Source organism: Coraliomargarita sinensis, from assembly GCF_003185655.1.
Classification (GTDB): Bacteria; Verrucomicrobiota; Verrucomicrobiia; order Opitutales; family Coraliomargaritaceae; genus Coraliomargarita_B; species Coraliomargarita_B sinensis.
Genome location: NZ_QHJQ01000008.1, coordinates 71,123 through 89,226, shown reverse-complemented (window position 1 = coordinate 89,226; position 18,104 = coordinate 71,123). Strand labels below are relative to the sequence as shown.

Here is an 18,104-nt window from a genome sequence, read left to right as displayed (position 1 = left end):
ATATGAAATACACTACATGCACACTCGTGCTGTCTACAGCACTCGTCACCGGGCTATTCGCCCAGGAAACGGACGAGCCCGTTTATAAACTCAATCCCGTCGTCGTCAAAGGCGACTTATGGGAATCCGAACTGCAAAAAACAACCGCAAGCGTGACCGTGATCGACGAAGACACGATGCAACGGAGCGGCACGCAGCACTTCGGTGATTTGGTCAACTCCATCCCGAACCTTACTTGGTCCGCCACCTCCTCACGCCCCCGCTACATACAGGTCCGCGGGATCGGAGAAAATTCCCAGTTCGAAGGAGAAACGCCGGATTCTTCTGTACGCTTTCTGATCGATGATCTCGATTTCACGGGCTTGGGCAGCATAGGTAATCTCTTCGACACACAGCAGGTGGAAGTTCTGCGCGGCCCGCAGGCGGGTGCATTCGGCGTAAACGCCGCAGGAGGTGTCGTGAAAATCGTGACCAATGATCCGACGCCATACTGGACCGGCCAAGTCGAAGGCACAGTGGGCACCGACAGTCTCTTTTCAGGTGGTATTGCCGTTGGCGGGCCCCTGCTCGAAAACGATCCGGATCAATTGACCTTCCGCTTCTCCGCCTACCAGCTCTATCAGGATGGCTTCCGTGACAACCAATTCCTCGACAGAGACGATACCAATGAACGCGACGAGCTGAACACTCGCTTAAAACTGCGTTGGATACCCAATGACGAATGGCAGTGGGACGGAACCCTGTTCTACGCAGATGTCGATAACGGCTACGATGAGTGGACGCTCGATAACGAACGCTTTGACACCATCTCCGACCAACCGGGCCGTGACGACCAGGAAAGCTTCGCGACCAGCCTCCGCGGCAAGTGGACCGGCCTGAACCGTGTCGAAGTGACCTCCATCACCAGCTTGTCGGATACCGACTCCCTGAACAGCTATGACGGGGACTGGGCCAACCCTGTCGATAAGCCCGACACTTATGTTGGTTTTGCAATCACAGAGCGGGAGCGGCTGCGCTGGAGCGAAGAGATCCGCTTCGACTCGGCGGACCGCGAGGATGCATTGGGCTTCATTGATCGTTGGACCGCTGGTGTTTATTTTGAAGAATTTGAAGAAGACACCGCATTTAATTTCATCTTCGAAGGGTTTCCTGACCCGTTTGAGACTCAGCTCGAAACGCAAACTTTCAGTCTTTATGGGCAAGGCACTCATTTATTCAGCGAGCAAACACGTCTTACCCTCGGTCTCCGCGCAGAATATTATGAATTGGATACAGCCGTAGATTTCGATGAGCCAACATTGGCAAATGATCCCAATTTTGACGACTGGTTGTTCGGAGGTAAAATTACCCTGGAACATGACCTCAGTGAGACAAAGACGCTTTTTGCATCCCTCACCAGAGGCTACAAAGCCGGTGGTGCCAACATCTTCCCCGGCCTCGAACCAGACGTCCCGACAAGTTATGGCACTGAAGACCTGTGGAATTATGAAGTCGGCCTTCGCGCGGATTGGCTCGAAGGAGCGATCGTCTCTCAACTCACCCTCTTCTATTTAGATCGGAATGATGCGCAATTGCGCAGTTCCACCGGGCAAGGCCTGGATTTCACTTACGCAACTTTCAACGCCGGTGATGCCGAACATTACGGGGCTGAACTGGAGGGAACTTGGTTTATCAACGAGAACTGGTCCGTCAGTGCCGGACTTGGCCTGCTCGATACCGAGCTGGATGCCACCGGAGATGAATTATCGAGCGCGCCATCATACACCTACAACGCGCGTATCGATTATGTCGCGAACAACGGGTTCTTCGCTAACCTCGAAGTCGTGGGAAGCGACGAGTTTTTCGAATCAAACAATCCGGGAAATCGCGACCAACGAGCCCGTAGTGAATTTGCGGTTTTCAACGGCTCCATCGGTTACCGTTACGAGAACTGGACGTTCACACTCTGGGGCCGAAACCTCTTCGACGAAGAATACGAAAAACGCGTCTTTTATTTCGGCAACGAAGGTCCGGCTTACAATGACACTCGCTACGAAAATCCGGCTAACCCACGCCAGTTCGGGCTGACGGCAAATTACAGCTGGTAAGTTTGCCGATGCTCTTTGCATCGTAACTAGTACCGGATTAAAAGCTTTGATCTTTATCGATCAATTGTAGCGATTGCACGAGAGTGCCGTCGATTGATACTCGGAAACGACTATCGACCTTGCTCGCGCAAGTTCGCTACGAAACCTGTTTTCAAAGAGATCAAAATTTCTTCAAATCGTATAAAAGCCCCGCCTGCTTACGCTGGCGGGGCTTTTTAACGAATGCTTTCAAAGACAGATTAAATAATCATTCCCGCCGCAACCGTCTCGTTGGTCTGCTCGTCAATCAGGACGAAACTGCCGGAGATCCGGTTGGTCTTGTAACTGTCGGCGATGATCGGCGCCGAGGTGCGCAGGGAAATACGCCCGATGTCATTCAGGCTGAAAACGAGGTCGTCCTCGATCTTGTGGAGGGTGTTGATGTTGACCTTGTATTTCACCTCCGTCACCAGAGCTTTGACCTCATTGGTGGTGTGACGCAGGACAAATTTACCGCGACCGGCCAGCTTCTTGTCCGCCGAGAACCAGCAGATCATGGCTTCGACATCCTGACGGGGCTCCGGCGGATTATTCGGCTTCACGATCATGTCACCGCGGGAAATGTCGATCTCATCCTCCAGGGTCATGGCCACGGACATGGGCGTGAAGGCTTCTTCCAATTCCCCGTCCATGGTGTGAATCGCTTTGATCTTCGACTCGAAACCGGATGGCATAATACGCACCGGGTCACCGGGCTTGAAAACCCCACCGGCGATACGACCGGCAAAGCCACGGAAGTCGTGCCACTTGTCGGAGTGCGGGCGAATCACCCATTGCACCGGCATGCGGGCATCGACGTGGTTGGCGTCGGCCCCGATGTAAACGGTTTCCAAGTGATAAAGCAGCGTGGGGCCGCTATACCAGGGCATATTTTCGGACTTATCGACAATGTTGTCCCCGAGCAGTGCGGACGCCGGGATAAACGTCACTTCGACGATGTTGTCCAGACGCGAGGCAAACTTCTTAAAATCCTCCACGATTTGATTGTAGGTCTCTTCCGACCAGTCAACCAAATCCATTTTGTTAATGCAGACCACAACGTGCTGAATCCGCAGAAGGTTGGCGATGAAAGCGTGACGGCAGGTCTGCTCAATCACGCCCTTACGCGCATCCACAAGAAGGATGGCAAGGTTGGCCGTCGAAGCCCCCGTCACCATGTTGCGGGTGTATTGAATATGCCCCGGGGTATCCGCGATAATGAACTTGCGCTTCGGCGTGGCGAAGTAGCGGTAGGCCACATCGATCGTGATCCCCTGCTCCCTCTCGGAACGAAGGCCGTCCGTCAGGAGGGCAAGGTTGACGTTCTCGTCGCCGCGGGACTTGGAGCTCTTCTCCATGGCCTCCATTTGGTCTTCAAAGATCGCCTTGGAATCAAAAAGGAGTCGCCCGATAAGGGTGCTTTTACCGTCGTCCACGGATCCGGCAGTGGTGAACCGCAGCAGATCCATGTCGAGGTAACCGGCTGATGAATTTTCTTCGCTCATATTTTTTCTAAAGTTTTTCGGTTTTTCGGTCTTCCAGTTTCCGGTTCTATCAAGCTGTTAAACTGAAAACGGGTGAACTGGTAACTGGTTAACTGATTTTTAATCTCCGATTAAAAATACCCTTCTTTTTTGCGGTCCTCCATAGCGGTTTCGGAGCGCTTGTCGTCGGCCCGGGTCCCACGCTCGGTCTGGCGGGCGGCGGCGACTTCGTCGATAATGTCATCGAGGTTGTCGGCGGTGGACAGAGCCGCTCCGGTGCAGGTGGCATCGCCGATAGTGCGGAAGCGAACCGTCATCTTCTCGACGGTCTTCTTTTCCTCGGGCGTCATCTCGATAAAGTCGCAAACCCCCATAATCACACCGTTACGCACGAAACACTCGCGCTCGTGAGAGAAGTAAAGATTCGGCAGCTCAATGTTCTCCTGCTTGATGTACTGCCAGATGTCCATCTCGGTCCAGTTGGAGAGCGGAAAGACGCGGAAATGCTCGCCGTGGTGCTTCCGTCCGTTGAAGATATTCCAGAGTTCAGGACGCTGCTTTTTCGGGTCCCATTGGCCAAAGGCATCCCGGTGGGAGAAGAAACGCTCCTTGGCGCGGGCCTTCTCCTCGTCGCGGCGACCGCCACCGAGAGCGGCATCATATTGCCCTTCTTCGAGACCTTCCAGCAGAGCGACGGTTTGCAGGCCGTTCCGGCTGGCGTAGGGGCCGGTTTCTTCAACGACTTTACCCTCGTCGATCGCCTTTTGCACCGAAGCCACGACCAGTTGCGCGCCAAGATCTTCGATAAAACGGTCGCGGTATTCCATGGTCTCCGGAAAGTTGTGGCCGGTATCCACATGCATCAAAGGAAACGGCAACTTGGAAGGCCAGAAAGCCTTCTTGGCCAGATAGGCCATAACGATAGAGTCCTTTCCACCGGAAAAGAGGAGGACTGGTTTCTCAAACTGTGCCGCCGTCTCGCGAAGAATGTAGATCGCTTCGGACTCAAGCTGCTTGAGGTGGGTGATGGTGTAGTCTGTAGCCATTCTAAAGAAGTTAGAATTAAGAATTTAGGAGTTAGAGAGTTGAATGAGGGGGAGGACTTTTTCCAGTAGCTGCTCCAGGCATTGCTCTTCGGACTGCCCGTCGGTCGTGATGGTCCAGTCAGGAGCGCCCTCTTCCGGAGCTTCGAAGGAGGAATCCTTGCCGGTAAAGTCCTTCACGCCTCCGGCGGCGGCTTTGGCGTAAAGTCCTTTGACGTCCCGCTCGGCGCAGGTTTCGAAAGACGCCTCGATATAAACAGGCGTGAAGTCTTCGGTTCCTACAATTTCCAGAGCATTGGCACGGAGCTCCCGCTTGGGGGTAATGAAAGACGCGATGACCACGATCCCACTGTCGAGAAAGAGCCGGGCCACTTCGGCGATACGCCGGATATTCTCCTGACGGTCCTCGTCGGAAAAACCGAGATCCGCGTTCAGACGACTGCGAATATTGTCACCGTCCAAAATTTTGGTGACATAGCCCTGCTCCGCCAATTTTCGCTCCAGGGCATTGGCCAGGGTGCTCTTCCCCGAACCCGAGAGTCCGTAAAACCAGAACACGTGGCCACGTTGCTTGAGCTGCGCCTCCTTGGCGCCGCGATCCAGCATGCGGTGAAATTCGGTGTGTATGTTCTCTGGTGCGGGCATAAAAAAGAGCCGTCAGTTAAACGGCTGATTCGTGTTTGTAAACGGGGTTTTGTTAAAGAAAGGTTTTTAAGTCAAGAACCTAAGTTAAGATTTGAGGCCATAAAAAAGGCACCCGCATATTTCGGGTGCCCGTAAAAGAGAAAGTAATCGATTCAGGCGCTCAGCTCTGACCGATAATAAGGACATATTAGGTCGCATTACGCTTCGTGCCGTTACCTGGGTTTATATTACCATCGTCGAGGATATCGTCCAATTCCTTGAGCATATCATCATCCAGGCCGGCATCGTAGGTAATCACGACGCCTCGATTCCCCGCACCGGTTAAGCCTGCACTGATATCGTAAGTCACCTGACTTCCGTCGCCCAAGGGCTTTGATTGTATCTCTTCGGGAAGATCTGTGACCGGAAAGCCTCCGGGAGCCGTTCCATCGTAATAAATTCCGTCAGGCATCGACCTCTCCAGAAGCAGTACATCAAGGGCCTGCTCTAACTTTTTCAAGTCGTTCGCTACCCGTGTGGCCTGCGAACGGGTTCTGCTTTTATTGAAAGCCGGAATAGCCATGGCTGCGAGGAGCCCGATTACAACGACCACGATCATGATCTCAACCAGGGTAAAGCCGCGTTGTTTCGTTTTCTTATGCGTATTTATTAGGGTTACAGTAGCTATTACTAAGCATGATATATACGTTAGCTAATGTATTATATTAGCTAATTTGATACATGTAAGAACCCGACCGCGGTCAAGGACACACAAATGAAAATTTGTAAAACAGTGCGTGTGCGGGTGATGTTATCCCACACTTCCCAAGGCTCGCCGGCCTGTCTGAATTCAGTCTTTCCGGTGAGAAGGAATAGTCCGAAAGCTCTTCAGCACGCGCATATAATTGGCTCTTTCCAGGGCCTCGGGATCGGGACAGTGCTGATAATTGAGACAGCCGCGCAGTTCCTCCAAGGAACTGTATTCCTTGTCCTCCATCCAGTGGGTCAATTCCTTGAGCACCTGACCAATTTTCTGCGGACCATTCATGAGAAGAGCGGAAACCATCTGTACACTATCGGCCCCGGCCATTATTGATTTGGCAAGGTCGAGCCCGGTATGGACGCCGCCACTCACCGATAGATCGACTGGCAGTTGCCCGCTGAGCATGGCCAACCAGCGCAATCGTAGCCGTAGCTCAGGCGAATGAGAGAGGTCGAGTGCGGGCCGCACATCCAGTTCATCGGTATCAATATCCGGTTGATAGAAACGGTTGAATAGTACCAGGCCGTCGGCACCGGCATGGGACAAGCGCTTGGCAAAATGCGGCAGCGCGGTAAAAAACGGAGACAGTTTGACCGTGAGTGGTATCTCGATGCGGTCCTTCACCTGAGCCACGATACTGACACAACGGTCCTCGATTTCCGCGGCCGTCACGTCAAAGTCGGTTGCCAGGAAATATAGGTTGAGCTCAAGCGCGTCCGCACCTGCTTCCTCGATAAAGGAGGCGTAGTAGACCCACTCCCCTTCCCTCGTGCCGTTGAGAGATCCGATTACCGGTATGGACACAGCTTCTTTCACGCGTCGAAGTTGCTCGAGGTAGGCTTCCAATCCGCGCTCCAACAAATCGACTTCCGGAAAATAGGAGGCCGCTTCCGAGAATGAATTTTCGTAAGCACCGATGTGTGCCTCCGAGCCGATCAGATTCTGGGTGATCTGCTCCTCAAAAAGCGAGTACATGGTGATCGCGGCGATACCGCCGTCTTCCAATCCGCGAACTTTATCGAGATCGTCCGGTAGTGGCGAGGCTCCCGCGATCAGCGGATGTTTGAGCTGAAGCCCGAGATATTTTGTGCTGAGATCCATGGCAATTACGGCTGGGGTTCAATCAATCCTCAACGGAATTATTGTAGGGTTTGGCCAGGCGCTCGTAAAGCTCGAAGCGCTCGTCGACGAAGGCCTGGGCCTGCTGGCCGAGTTCTTTGGCTCGGTCCGGATCCTTCATTTTCAGCATCCGGAAACGGGCCTCATTATCGGTGTAGGCGTAGAGTGGCTCCTTCGGTTTACGCGAATCCAGTTTGAGCGGATTTTCGCCGCTTGCATGCTTCGCCGGATCGTAGCGGTAAAGCGGCCAGGCACCGGAATTCACCGCCAGCTTTTGCTGTTCCATACCGCTGGCCAAATTATAGCCGTGGGCAATGCAATGACTGTATGCGATAATCAAAGACGGTCCGGGATGACGCATCGCCTCGTAAATCGCATTGACCGTCTGGGTATCCTTCGCGCCCAGCGCGACACGTGCCACGTATACGTTTCCGTAGTTCATGGCGATCAGTCCGAGATCCTTTTTGCCCACCGACTTGCCTGAAGCGGCAAACTTGGCAATCGCACCGATCGGGGTGGATTTGCTGGCCTGCCCACCAGTGTTGGAGTAAACCTCGGTATCCAGTACCATGATATTGACGTTGCGCCCCGAAGCGAGCACGTGGTCGACCCCACCGAACCCGATGTCGTAGGCCCAACCGTCCCCGCCGACGATCCAAACGGATTTCTCGACCAAATAGTCGGCAACATCGAGCAGGCGCCTGGACTGGGGCGAGTTAATGTCTTTCAATGCGACCTTGAGCTGCTCGACGCGCTTCCGTTGCGCGGCGATGCCCGCTTCGTCAGACTGCTCGGCGGTTAGCAAGCCCTCCAGCAGCGATGGATCGAGCGCCTCCTTCAGTGAACTGAGCATGCCCCTCGCAATCGCCACTTGCTTGTCGACAGCGACACGCATACCCAGCCCGAATTCGGCATTATCCTCGAAGAGCGAGTTGGCCCAGGCCGGGCCGCGGCCCTCTTCGTTGCAGGTGTAGGGAGTTGTCGGCAGGTTGCCTCCGTAAATGGATGAGCAGCCGGTAGCGTTCGCCATGAGCAGGCGATCACCGCAAATCTGGGTGAGCATTTTGATGTAAGGTGTCTCACCGCAACCTGCACAGGCACCGGAGTATTCAAAAAGCGGTTCCCTGAACTGGGTGAACTTGACGTCATCCTTCAGCGTTGCCCGGTCGGGCTTGGATAAGTTCAGGAAGAAATCGTAGTTCGCTTTTTCCTTCTCGAGAATCGGCGCCTGCATTCGCATGTTGATCGCCTTCTCTCTTGGATTCGACTTGTTCTTGGCCGGACAGACCGCCACGCAGAGCGAGCAACCGGTACAATCTTCCGGCGCCACTTGAATCGTAAACTTCTTGTCCGGATAGTCTTTCACCCGGAAGTCGACCGAACGGAAACAGTTCGGTGCGCCCTCCAGTTCCTCCGGGCTGTAAAAGTTCGAACGGATCGCCGCATGCGGGCAGGCCTGCACACACTTGTTGCATTGGATACAAACACTCGGATCCCAGATAGGAATCTCCTGTGCGATATTTCGCTTCTCCCACTTACTTGTGCCCACATCCCAAACGCCGTCGGGACGGAAGACGCTCACGGGCAGGCTGTCGCCTTTGTTCTGGAGCATGACCGATGTCACACGCTGCACGTAGTCCGGCGCTTCAGAGGAAACCACGGGGGGCATCTTAAACTCAGCCGTGACCGCATCCGGCACGGTAACCTGCTCAAGCGCAGCCAGGGTCCGGTCCACCGCTGCGAAATTCTTTTGCACGATTTCCGGCCCCTTTTTCCCGTAGGTTTTCTCGATCGCTTGCTTGATTTTGGCGATGGCTTCGTCCTTGGGCAGGACGCCCGATATGGCAAAGAAGCAGGTCTGCATAATCGTGTTAATGCGCCCGCCCATGCCCGCCTCACGGGCCACGGAATAGGCGTCGATCACATAAAAACGCAGCTGCTTGTCGATGATCTCCGCCTGCACTTCTTCCGGTAAATGGTCCCAGACCTTGTCTGCCGAATAAATCGAGTTGAGTAGAAAGACCCCTCCATGCGCCGCCGACTCCAGCACGTCATACTGCTCCAGAAACTGCGCCTGGTGACAACCGACAAAGCCGGCGTTCTTGATCAGGTAGGGCGCCCGAATTTTCTCCGGACCGAAGCGGAGGTGCGAAATCGTGACCGCACCGGACTTCTTGGAATCGTATACAAAATAGCCCTGAGCGTAATGATCCGTGCCTTCGCCGATGATCTTCACGCTGTTCTTATTCGCCCCAACTGTACCATCGGAGCCCAGCCCGTAGAAGACGGCACGAATCACATCGTCCGCTTCAATATCGAAATTATCGTCCACCGTCAGGGACAGGCCGCTGACATCATCGACAATCCCCACGCTAAAGCGCCGCTTGGGGGACTGCGCATGCAATTCCTCATAAACCGCTTTCGCCATCGCCGGGGTAAAGTCCTTCGAGCCGAGGCCGTAGCGCCCGCCTAGCACAACCGGGCAAAAAGAATCCGGCAACAGCCCGGTTTGTCGGGCCTCTTCGATGCTGGCCATGACATCGAGGAAGAGCGGTTCACCCAGCGCACCGGGCTCCTTGCAGCGGTCGAGCACCGCAATCCGGCGAACCGATTTCGGCAGGGCCGCCACAAAGCGCCTTAAATCGAGCGAGCGATAGAGACGGATCTTGAGCACGCCTGTTTTCCGGCCCACCGCATTCAAATAAGCCGCAGTCTCCGCAGCAGTCTCGGCACCGGAGCCCATCATGACGATCAAATCCTCTGCGTCCTCCGGACCCTCGTATTCATAAAGTGAGTACCGCCGGCCGGTCAGCCCGGCGAACTTTTCCATCTCCTCCTGCACGACATCGGCCACACAGGCGTAAAAAGGGTTCGCCGCTTCGCGGGCTTGGAAAAAGACATCGGGATTTTGGGCCGTACCCCGTATGGTCGGCCGGTCCGGAGTCAGACTATTGGCACGGACCCGGGCAATGGCTTCCGGGTCGATCATCGCCTCGATCACCTCATCCGCCAGCGTCTCGATCTTGTTGATTTCATGCGATGTGCGAAAACCATCAAAGAAGTGTAGAAAGGGCACCCGTGACTTCAACGTGGCCGCATGCGAGATCAGGGCCAGATCCTGTGCTTCCTGCACCGTGTTCGAGGCCAACATGGCAAAGCCGGTTTGGCGACAGGCCATGACATCGGAATGGTCGCCGAAAATGGATAGCGCATGCGTGGCCAGCGCACGCGCGCTCACATGCATGCAAAAAGGTGTCAGCTCACCGGCAATTTTATACATGTTCGGAATCATCAGGAGCAGACCCTGTGATGCTGTAAAGGTCGTACTGAGCGCACCCGCCTGCAGGGCGCCATGGAGGGCCCCGGCCACCCCTCCTTCGGATTGAAGCTGGATCACATCCGGCACATCCGACCAGATATTTTTCTTTCCTCCGGCCGACCACTCGTCACAAACCTCGGCCATGCCGGAAGAAGGGGTAATGGGGTAAATCGCGATCACCTCGGAAGCGCGATAAGCCACGGATGCGACGGCTTCGTTCGCGTCTGTCATGCTCATATTAGCTGTATTCATTTTAACACTTTCAATAAGTATTTCTAAACTCATAACGTAATTATTCAAGCATTTCTAATACTACATGCGCTGACATAAGTAGCTCTAATCATCTCAATTAATGAATTGCAGCCGTGAGAAATGACTCACCACTTGCCAGTCTCACCCCAAAGTGATTCTTTGCCGCAATGAAAGAAAACACTGAAGCACCCGCCTACCCTGCCCTCGTCGTCGACGGCAGTAGCTCGTGCTTCTTCTCTGGCATTCTGGGAAAAGATGGCGAATGGCTGGCATCAAAAACGGCGGATGAACCGGCGCTGGAAAGTCTCTTTACCACCGTGGATGAGGTATTGAAAAGCGCCGGTCTGAAACTTGAAGCTATCGAATCATACATTTACTGCGAAGGCCCCGGCTCGGTGCTTGGCCTGCGCCTTTGTGCCATGGCGATCGAAACCTGGCGGCGCATACAAGGCCGCACGACACAGTTGTATTCTTACAATAGCCTCAAGCTGGTGGCGGCCCGGTTATTGAGTGAGGGAGAAATAAAGGAGAGCACCCTACTTATCTCGGACTGGAAAAAAGACACCTGGAACAGCCTGCAGGTAGAAGCGAATACCTTAAATGAGGTGACTCCCATTCACGCGGGCGAGCTCTCTCAATGGGAGGGTCCGGTCTATCATTTACCGGCGAGAAAAGGGTGGCAGAAGGCGCCCGACAATACCGTCGAAATCGCTTACGAGCCGAAAACCATTCCAAAACTCTGGAAGCATTCAGGCCTGTTTGAGCCACGCTCCACAATTGAACTCTACAACAGCGGCATCAATACCTTCCAAAAATGGACACCGCAACGACATCGTGCCACGCCGGAGCAATCCGAAGGCGGGCGTGCCACGACGGAGTCAGAAAATCAAAATAGCGCGAGCAAGACCGCATCATGAAGCAACCCTTGAGATGTTGGGCTGAGATCGACCTTGCGGCCTTTGAACGAAACCTGAAGTGCATCCAGAATGCCCTGCCCGATCACATGCGCTATGTCGCCGTGGTCAAAGCCGATGCCTATGGACATGGTATGCCGCAAATGGTGCGCCGCCTTATGCAGAGCGGCGTCGATTATTTTGCCGTAGCCAACATCACCGAGGCGGCCGAGATCCGGCACATGGGCAGCGGTTGGCCGATACTTCTTTTAAGCCCCTTGCTTCCCGGTGAGGAAAGCCAGGTCCTGGCGCACGATTTGATCGCCACGGTCAGCACGGCCGGTGAATGCGAGCGGCTCAATGAACTCGGCAAACAACACGACCAAAAGGTCCGGATACACCTGAAGATTGATACCGGCATGGGCCGGCTCGGTGTTTGGCATGAACAGGCCGAAGATTTCCTAAAATCGATTGCCGACTACAGTCATTTAAAACTGGAAGGCCTCTACACCCACTTTTCCAGTGCCGACTCGGATCCCGAATTCACCCAACTACAGCGACAGCGCTTTATCCGGATCGTCGAAAGCATCGACTACAGTAAGCTGCTGATCCATGCGGACAATTCCGCCGGCATCGACAGCCTCAGCAAGGACAGCCCCTTTAACGCCGTCCGCATCGGGCTCCTACAATTCGGGATCGCCCCCTACCCCAAATCCGCTCTCGGTGCCGCCAGCGTTGAACCGGTGTTCAGCTTTCACGCGCGTATCGGCCTGGTAAAAGAACTGCCCGCCCACACCGATATCAGCTACGCCCGCAGCTACACGCTCGAGCGCGACTCCCGCATCGCGATACTCACAGCAGGCTACGGCGACGGCATTCCCTTCGAGCTCAGCAACAAAGGCAGCGTACTGATCCACGGACAGCACTGCCCCATCCTCGGACGCGTTACGATGGATCAAACCATTATCGATGTCACCGATTGCCCTGAGGCGGCCATTGGCGATACCGCCACCCTCATCGGCAAAAACGGAGGCAAGGAAATTACCACGGTCGAGTTCAGCGACCTCGTTGGCACCATCTCCTGGGAAACCCTCTGTTCGATCACCAAACGGGTGACGCGCCTCTACACCGGCTCGCGGGAGATCTAAAGATCCTAAAGCCGCGGCAATGTCATCCCGCCGTCGACCATGATAACCTGACCGGTGGAGTACGGGAACTCGCCGGAGGCAAGAGCCCCGACAGCTTTACCCACATCCTCCGGATAGCCCCAGCGCTTGGTGACGCAGAGCCCGTCTTCGATCAGCTTGTCGTATTTGTCGCTTACCCCGCTGGTCATATCCGTCTTGGTCACGCCGGGCCGTACTTCATACACCGGGATATCATACTCCCCCAGACGGGCGGCGAAGAGCGCACTCATCATGGCAATGCCGGATTTGGCCACACAGTATTCCCCGCGATTCACGGAAGCTACGGTGGCCGAAATGGAACCGATGTTAATGATGGCGAAAAAGGCATTCTTGTCGGCGGCTTTTTGCTCAATCATCCAGTTGGCCGCGGCCTGCGAGAGAAAGTAAGGCCCCTTCACATTGGTACCGATCACATAGTCGAAGCTTTCCTCGCTGGCCTCGAGCAAGTCCTTCCGTTCTTTCGGGGCCACCCCGGCATTGTTCACCAACACATTGAGCTTTCCGAAGTGGTCCTTGATTTTGGCCAGCATCGCGCTCCGCGCGTCACTCGATCCGATGTCGCCCTGACAATAAAGCACATCGGCGCCGAGCGCTTGCAGTTTTTCGATCGGCTCGCCAACGGCCGACTCGTCGCGCATGCCGTTGATGGCAATGTCGAAGCCAAGCTCGGCCAGCCGTGAGGCACAGCCGAAGCCGATGCCGCGACTACCGCCGGTGATCAGAGCCACGGGTTTGTCATTCGTTTTACTCATTTTTGTATGTGGTTGAGTTGTTGAGTCGTTAAGTGGTGGGTCGACGCGAGCGTCTTACAGTTTACCAGTATCCATTTGCCGGTTTAGAGAAACTGGAAACTGACCCACCGGATACTGGAAAACTGCGCAAGCTAAACCTCCAAGGCAGGCAATTCGAGCCACTTCCTTTCTTCCGAACTCTTGATCCCATATTCGGCGAGCTGCACACCCTTGGCGCCTTCGAGGAGGTTCCAACGGAAGGGCTCGTCGAGCACGACGTGGCGGAGGAAGAGTTCCCACTGGATCTTGAACGCGTTGTCGTAGGTCTCTTGCTCCGGCACCTTTTGCCAGCCGTCGAAGAAATCGATTGGTTGTTCAATATCCGGATTCCAGACCGGACGTGGCGTATTCCCGTAATGCTGGATCCAGACATCACGCAGCCCCACCACAGCCGACCCCTTGGTCCCATCGACCTGCATGGTGAGCAAGTCATCACGACGCACACGGACGTTCCAGGACGAATTGAAGTGGCAGATCACGCCGTTCTCCAGTTCGAAGGTGGAGTAGGCGGAATCGTCGGCGGTGCACTTATAAGGCTTTCCCTCTTCGTCGATACGCTCGGGGATGTGAGTGGCCGCAAGGCAGCTGACACCCTTGACCGGGCCGAAAAGGTTATCGATGACGTAGCGCCAGTGACACAGCATGTCCACGATCATGCCGCCACCGTCTTCCTTGCGATAGTTCCAGGAGGGACGCTGGGGCGGTACCGTGTGGCCCTCAAAAACCCAGTAGCCGAACTCGCCACGCACCGACATGATGTCACCGAAGAAATCGTTTTCCACCAGGCGCTTGAACTTGATCATGCCGGGCAGCCAGAGTTTGTCCTGTACCACCCCGTTTTTCACTCCGGCATCGCGGCAGATCTCGTAGAGCTTGTAGGCATCCTCCGTCTTGATCGCGGTCGGCTTCTCGCAATAGACATGCTTCCCGGCCGCGGCAGCCTGCTTGACCGCATCGAAGCGGCGGAGCGTGCTCTGCGCATCGAAGTAGATCGGATAGGCCGGATCGTTCATCACACTGTCGAGGTCCGTCGTCCACTTCTCGACCGAGGTCTTTTCGATCAGCGCCTTGAGCTTGATCTCGTTACGTCCGACCAGAATCGGGTCGGGCATGATAAATTCGGTCGGACTGACTTTGACGCCGCCCTGTTTAATGATCGCGTCGATCGAGCGCAACAGGTGCTGGTTGGTCCCCATGCGCCCCGTGACGCCGTTCATAATGATGCCGATTTTGTGTATTTTCATAAGTGTTTTGGTGGGTGGTTGAGTTGTTGAGTCGTGTGTCGTTTAATTACGACTACCGATGATCACTGCAAAATGGCTTTATCCATCCGCGTTGATCTGTGTGAATCCGTGGTTCTAAACATGTTCTTTGTAAGCCTCGATAATATCGGAAAGGTAAGCGTCCTGATCGCGTGCCCAGTGGCGGGTCGAAAACACCTCCACTTCAATCGGGCCGTCGAAGCCGGTGCTTTCCACGAGTCTGCGGATGCCGCGGTTATCGATGCAGCCTTCGCCCATGAGTCCACGGTCGGTGAGAAAGTCCTTGGTCGGTGTCATCCAGTCGCAGACGTGGAAGGCAATGATGCGCTTGCCGGCCCGTTTGATCTCCTGCGCGAGCTGTGGGTCCCACCAGATGTGATACACATCGGCGGCGATACCGACCCACTCGTCGCCGAGCTGGTCGATCATATCGTTACACTGCCCGACCGTATTCACCGCGCTGCGACAGTCGGCATACATGGGGTGCAGCGGCTCGATGGATAATTTCACCCCGACACTTGCGGCATGATCGATCAGCGAGGCGATGCCCTCGGTAATATGGCGACGGTTCTCGGGAAGGCTGAGTTCCGGCTTGGCCCCGCAGACAAGAACGACCTGAGGGGCCCCGACTGCGGCGGCTTCATCCAGCGCCTTGATATTGTCATCACAGGCGGCCTGCTTCTCGGCCTCATTCAAATAAGGGTAGAAGCCACTGCGGACGAGTGAGACGGCTCTTAAACCATGATCCTCCAGCATCCTGCGACTCTCTTCCAACGGACGGCCCTCCAGCCACTCGCGCCAGAGCCCGACACCGGGCACTCCGGCCGCCGAGTATTTGGCGCAAGCCGTAGGTAAATCCCACGGCTTGGTGGTCATGGTATGAATAGCGAGTCGGGATAAATCGTTCACGTGGTCGGTTCTCCGGTTATCAGTTGGTCAGTGATCGTTTTTCAATAAAGCGTTCAACACCTTGGTATCCTCAAGGAATTGCTCGGGCGAATCGTCTTTGACGAACTCGAGAATGACGTAGCGGTCTTCCTCCAAACCACGAACAGCATCGAGGTAAGCCTTCCAGTCCCCGGTACCATCCAGCAACGGATAGCGGTCCTTGAAGCCACCCATCCCCCAGTGGAAGCAATGGATATGGGCGAGCTTCGGGAGCGCCGCCTCAAGCTCTGCAAGATTGCTGGCGCGGTCCCCTTCGCTGGTACGGGGCTGCCAGTAGAGTTTAAGTTCGGGAAGACCGACCTCGCGAAGCAGTTGGTGGGCGGACGCCTGTGTATCCGTCAGAGTATTACGATGATATTCCAGAGCGATGGTGATGTCCAGTTCACGGGCGGCCACGACCGCGCGCTTGAGATGCTCGACGACCTCGGCGCGGTAGTCGGCCCCGGCATCAGCCGAAGCTTTGCGCCCGGCCCAGACCCGGATGACGGGAGCACCGAGGGCATCCGCTGACTCCAATTCCTCGCTGATAGGGCCTGACTCACGATCACATTTATTGTAGGAACCGTAAGAACTTACCTTCAAACCGGCGGCTTCTGTCTTGGCCTTTACCGAAGCGGCGAGAGCCGCCTCCCCCGGAGGCACGTGGACATCGCCGCCCCACTCGATGCCCTCAATTCCCGCTTGTTGACAGAGGGCGATCACTTCCTCGACGGAGTGTTGGCGAAAGGTGATGGAGCAAAGACCGGAGTAAAGCATGGCGAATCAGAAGCGGTGGGTTTTTTCGATGTGAATGATGGTCATTTCACTGTCTTCGAGAATTTCGTAACTATGGGCGAGCGCGGCATCGAACTTGAGCGCTTGACCGGGCGCGAGGGTATGGACCTCACGCGGCAGGGTAATCCGAATGCCCCCCTTGAGCAGCCAGCAAATCTCAAACTCATCTCCGTGGGCCTCGGGCTTCGAAAGTTCATCCCCTTTATCTGCTTTGGCATGAAAACAATCGATCCCTTTGAAGCTGACTTTTTCAAAATCAAACGGCCCGGACTGATAGACTTCCGCATCTTTACATCGGGCCGAGCAGGACTCCGCCAAATTGAGTAAATCGGTGGCGGATAGACTGAAGACCCGGGCCAAGCGGTAGAGCGTGTCCAACTCGATCATGTTCTGGTTACGCTCCAACTTGGACAGCCCCGCAATTGAAATGCCGGACTTCCTGGATACCTCTTCCAGAGTCATGCCCTCACGCTTACGCAAATCGCGCACTACGGAGAAATCAAGTGTAAGGTCAGCAGCTGACATGCGTTTTTTATTTGATTATAAGATAAATTAAGTCAAATAATTTATTTGCTAAGTTAAATATGGAGCCTTTTCAGATCAACGCTACCCTTGCGGCCATCGGTTACGCGGTCGCGGCTGTCTTCGCCAAACAGGCGCTCAGCCGGGGAGCGGGCATCCTGCGCTTCTCTTTCGCCGTCAATCTGGTTTTCGTTCCGATTTTTGCGACTCTGCTACTGAAGCACGAGGGCACGATCCCGTGGTCGAGCATCCATCAGCCTATCCTTACCGGGGCGCTGTTTTTTAACGGCCAGCTCTTCACATTTGCCGCCATCCGGATTGGCGATGTCAGCCTACAGACCCCGATGATGGGCACCAAGGCGGTCTTTGCCGTGCTGATCGCTGTCGTCTGCGGCACCGAGGCAGTCGGTCTACCCATGTTTATGGCTGCTTTTGTCGCCATGCTGGGGGTCGGTTTTCTCGGTATTTCCGGCAACGGAACCGAACGTGTCGGGATCTCCATCACGCTGGCGGGACTGAGTTCGCTCTTTTTTGCCGGCTCGGACACGATGGTCGGTTTCTACGCCGACAACTTCGGTGTCTCTGTTTTTCTCTTTATCGCGATCCTGACCAATGCAGTGCTCTCCTTTGCCATGATCCCCTACTTTCGCGAGCCGCTGCGAACCATCCCGAAAGCGGCCTGGCCATGGATCATGGCGGGCTGCCTTTTGATGGGCCTGCAAGCCCTGCTTCTTAATTACACGCTCGGCCACTACCAGCATGTGGCGGAAATCAACGTCCTCTACAGCACGCGTGGTATGTGGAGCGTTATCTTCGGCGCCTTGGCCGTGCGTTTGTTCCAGCGCAGCTCGGGCGGCAACCATCGCCGTATCTATATTCTCCGCTTTCTGGGCGCCCTTCTCATGTGCCTGGCCATCGCCATCCTCTTTAATTTTTAAGTTATGAAAGTATCCAACAAAACGAGCAGCCCAAACGAGAGCCAAAAGAGCTTCGCCACCGTCCCCCAGGAAATTCTGGA

The 18,104-nt window shown here is 55.1% G+C and carries 15 protein-coding genes; 4 read left to right on the top strand and 11 right to left on the bottom strand.

Annotated elements, in window-relative coordinates; all coding sequences use genetic code 11:
• Nucleotides 1-2 precede the first annotated feature (2 nt).
• Nucleotides 3-2,087 (top strand): TonB-dependent receptor, encoded by a 2,085-nt coding sequence (locus tag DDZ13_RS11265; RefSeq protein ID WP_110131555.1) that lies wholly within the window; start codon nucleotides 3-5, stop codon nucleotides 2,085-2,087.
• Between the two features lie 239 nt (nucleotides 2,088-2,326).
• Here the strand turns inward: DDZ13_RS11265 and DDZ13_RS11260 are convergent, their stop codons facing one another.
• The 6 genes from DDZ13_RS11260 to nifJ all read right to left on the bottom strand — a co-directional run bounded on the left by DDZ13_RS11260 (nucleotide 2,327) and on the right by nifJ (nucleotide 10,709).
• A complete protein-coding gene (locus tag DDZ13_RS11260) occupies nucleotides 2,327-3,610 on the bottom strand; it encodes a sulfate adenylyltransferase subunit 1 (RefSeq protein WP_110131554.1) in 1,284 nt (427 codons plus the stop codon).
• Between the two features lie 110 nt (nucleotides 3,611-3,720).
• Nucleotides 3,721-4,635, bottom strand: a complete 915-nt coding sequence (cysD, locus tag DDZ13_RS11255) for a sulfate adenylyltransferase subunit CysD (protein ID WP_110131553.1) — start codon at nucleotides 4,633-4,635, stop codon at nucleotides 3,721-3,723.
• Between the two features lie 24 nt (nucleotides 4,636-4,659).
• Complete coding sequence (gene cysC / locus DDZ13_RS11250; protein WP_110131552.1) at nucleotides 4,660-5,277, bottom strand: adenylyl-sulfate kinase; 618 nt, start codon at nucleotides 5,275-5,277, stop codon at nucleotides 4,660-4,662.
• A gap of 187 nt (nucleotides 5,278-5,464) precedes the next feature.
• Nucleotides 5,465-5,776, bottom strand: a complete 312-nt coding sequence (locus DDZ13_RS11245) for a hypothetical protein (RefSeq protein WP_233246150.1) — start codon at nucleotides 5,774-5,776, stop codon at nucleotides 5,465-5,467.
• Between the two features lie 330 nt (nucleotides 5,777-6,106).
• Nucleotides 6,107-7,120, bottom strand: a complete 1,014-nt coding sequence (locus DDZ13_RS11240) for a dihydroorotate dehydrogenase-like protein (protein WP_110131550.1) — start codon at nucleotides 7,118-7,120, stop codon at nucleotides 6,107-6,109.
• A 22-nt stretch (nucleotides 7,121-7,142) separates the two neighbouring features.
• Nucleotides 7,143-10,709, bottom strand: a complete 3,567-nt coding sequence (gene nifJ / locus DDZ13_RS11235) for a pyruvate:ferredoxin (flavodoxin) oxidoreductase (protein ID WP_233246147.1) — start codon at nucleotides 10,707-10,709, stop codon at nucleotides 7,143-7,145.
• A gap of 167 nt (nucleotides 10,710-10,876) precedes the next feature.
• Here nifJ and DDZ13_RS11230 point away from each other — a divergent pair, with 167 nt between their 5' ends.
• Together DDZ13_RS11230 and alr are read left to right on the top strand one after the other, a co-directional pair.
• Nucleotides 10,877-11,626, top strand: coding sequence for a hypothetical protein (locus DDZ13_RS11230; protein ID WP_110131549.1), 750 nt, complete (start codon nucleotides 10,877-10,879; stop codon nucleotides 11,624-11,626).
• The gene (gene alr / locus DDZ13_RS11225) at nucleotides 11,623-12,750 is read left to right on the top strand and encodes an alanine racemase (protein ID WP_110131548.1); all 1,128 of its coding nucleotides are present in this window, start codon (nucleotides 11,623-11,625) and stop codon (nucleotides 12,748-12,750) included. The genes DDZ13_RS11230 and alr overlap by 4 nt, the downstream gene beginning before the upstream one ends.
• 5 nt (nucleotides 12,751-12,755) lie before the next feature.
• On the opposite strand, the gene DDZ13_RS11220 is transcribed toward alr, so the two are convergent.
• The 5 genes from DDZ13_RS11220 to DDZ13_RS11200 all read right to left on the bottom strand — a co-directional run bounded on the left by DDZ13_RS11220 (nucleotide 12,756) and on the right by DDZ13_RS11200 (nucleotide 17,089).
• Entirely contained in the window at nucleotides 12,756-13,541 is a 786-nt protein-coding gene (locus tag DDZ13_RS11220; RefSeq protein ID WP_110131547.1) for a 3-ketoacyl-ACP reductase, read from the bottom strand.
• Nucleotides 13,542-13,672: 131 nt separating this feature from the next.
• The gene (locus DDZ13_RS11215) at nucleotides 13,673-14,824 is read right to left on the bottom strand and encodes a Gfo/Idh/MocA family protein (protein WP_110131546.1); all 1,152 of its coding nucleotides are present in this window, start codon (nucleotides 14,822-14,824) and stop codon (nucleotides 13,673-13,675) included.
• Nucleotides 14,825-14,938: 114 nt separating this feature from the next.
• Nucleotides 14,939-15,751 carry a sugar phosphate isomerase/epimerase family protein gene (locus DDZ13_RS11210; protein WP_199221109.1) on the bottom strand — a complete coding sequence of 271 codons (813 nt, stop codon included), beginning with the start codon at nucleotides 15,749-15,751 and terminating at the stop codon, nucleotides 14,939-14,941.
• A 27-nt stretch (nucleotides 15,752-15,778) separates the two neighbouring features.
• Nucleotides 15,779-16,546, bottom strand: a complete 768-nt coding sequence (locus tag DDZ13_RS11205) for a sugar phosphate isomerase/epimerase family protein (RefSeq protein WP_110131544.1) — start codon at nucleotides 16,544-16,546, stop codon at nucleotides 15,779-15,781.
• 6 nt (nucleotides 16,547-16,552) lie between these two features.
• Nucleotides 16,553-17,089, bottom strand: a complete 537-nt coding sequence (locus tag DDZ13_RS11200) for a helix-turn-helix domain-containing protein (RefSeq protein ID WP_110131543.1) — start codon at nucleotides 17,087-17,089, stop codon at nucleotides 16,553-16,555.
• Between the two features lie 59 nt (nucleotides 17,090-17,148).
• Between DDZ13_RS11200 and DDZ13_RS11195 the strand changes: the two genes are divergently transcribed.
• Nucleotides 17,149-18,024, top strand: a complete 876-nt coding sequence (locus DDZ13_RS11195) for a hypothetical protein (RefSeq protein WP_110131542.1) — start codon at nucleotides 17,149-17,151, stop codon at nucleotides 18,022-18,024.
• Nucleotides 18,025-18,104: the final 80 nt, after the last annotated feature.

What these genes read in the sequence shown, in the direction of transcription:
- DDZ13_RS11265 (WP_110131555.1), top strand. Translation starts at nt 3, where the DNA reads ATGAAATACACTACATGCACACTCGTGCTGTCTACAGCACTCGTCACC.
- DDZ13_RS11260 (WP_110131554.1), bottom strand. Translation starts at nt 3,610, where the DNA reads ATGAGCGAAGAAAATTCATCAGCCGGTTACCTCGACATGGATCTGCTG.
- cysD (WP_110131553.1), bottom strand. Translation starts at nt 4,635, where the DNA reads ATGGCTACAGACTACACCATCACCCACCTCAAGCAGCTTGAGTCCGAA.
- cysC (WP_110131552.1), bottom strand. Translation starts at nt 5,277, where the DNA reads ATGCCCGCACCAGAGAACATACACACCGAATTTCACCGCATGCTGGAT.
- DDZ13_RS11240 (WP_110131550.1), bottom strand. Translation starts at nt 7,120, where the DNA reads ATGGATCTCAGCACAAAATATCTCGGGCTTCAGCTCAAACATCCGCTG.
- nifJ (WP_233246147.1), bottom strand. Translation starts at nt 10,709, where the DNA reads ATGAATACAGCTAATATGAGCATGACAGACGCGAACGAAGCCGTCGCA.
- DDZ13_RS11230 (WP_110131549.1), top strand. Translation starts at nt 10,877, where the DNA reads ATGAAAGAAAACACTGAAGCACCCGCCTACCCTGCCCTCGTCGTCGAC.
- alr (WP_110131548.1), top strand. Translation starts at nt 11,623, where the DNA reads ATGAAGCAACCCTTGAGATGTTGGGCTGAGATCGACCTTGCGGCCTTT.
- DDZ13_RS11220 (WP_110131547.1), bottom strand. Translation starts at nt 13,541, where the DNA reads ATGAGTAAAACGAATGACAAACCCGTGGCTCTGATCACCGGCGGTAGT.
- DDZ13_RS11215 (WP_110131546.1), bottom strand. Translation starts at nt 14,824, where the DNA reads ATGAAAATACACAAAATCGGCATCATTATGAACGGCGTCACGGGGCGC.
- DDZ13_RS11205 (WP_110131544.1), bottom strand. Translation starts at nt 16,546, where the DNA reads ATGCTTTACTCCGGTCTTTGCTCCATCACCTTTCGCCAACACTCCGTC.
- DDZ13_RS11200 (WP_110131543.1), bottom strand. Translation starts at nt 17,089, where the DNA reads ATGTCAGCTGCTGACCTTACACTTGATTTCTCCGTAGTGCGCGATTTG.
- DDZ13_RS11195 (WP_110131542.1), top strand. Translation starts at nt 17,149, where the DNA reads ATGGAGCCTTTTCAGATCAACGCTACCCTTGCGGCCATCGGTTACGCG.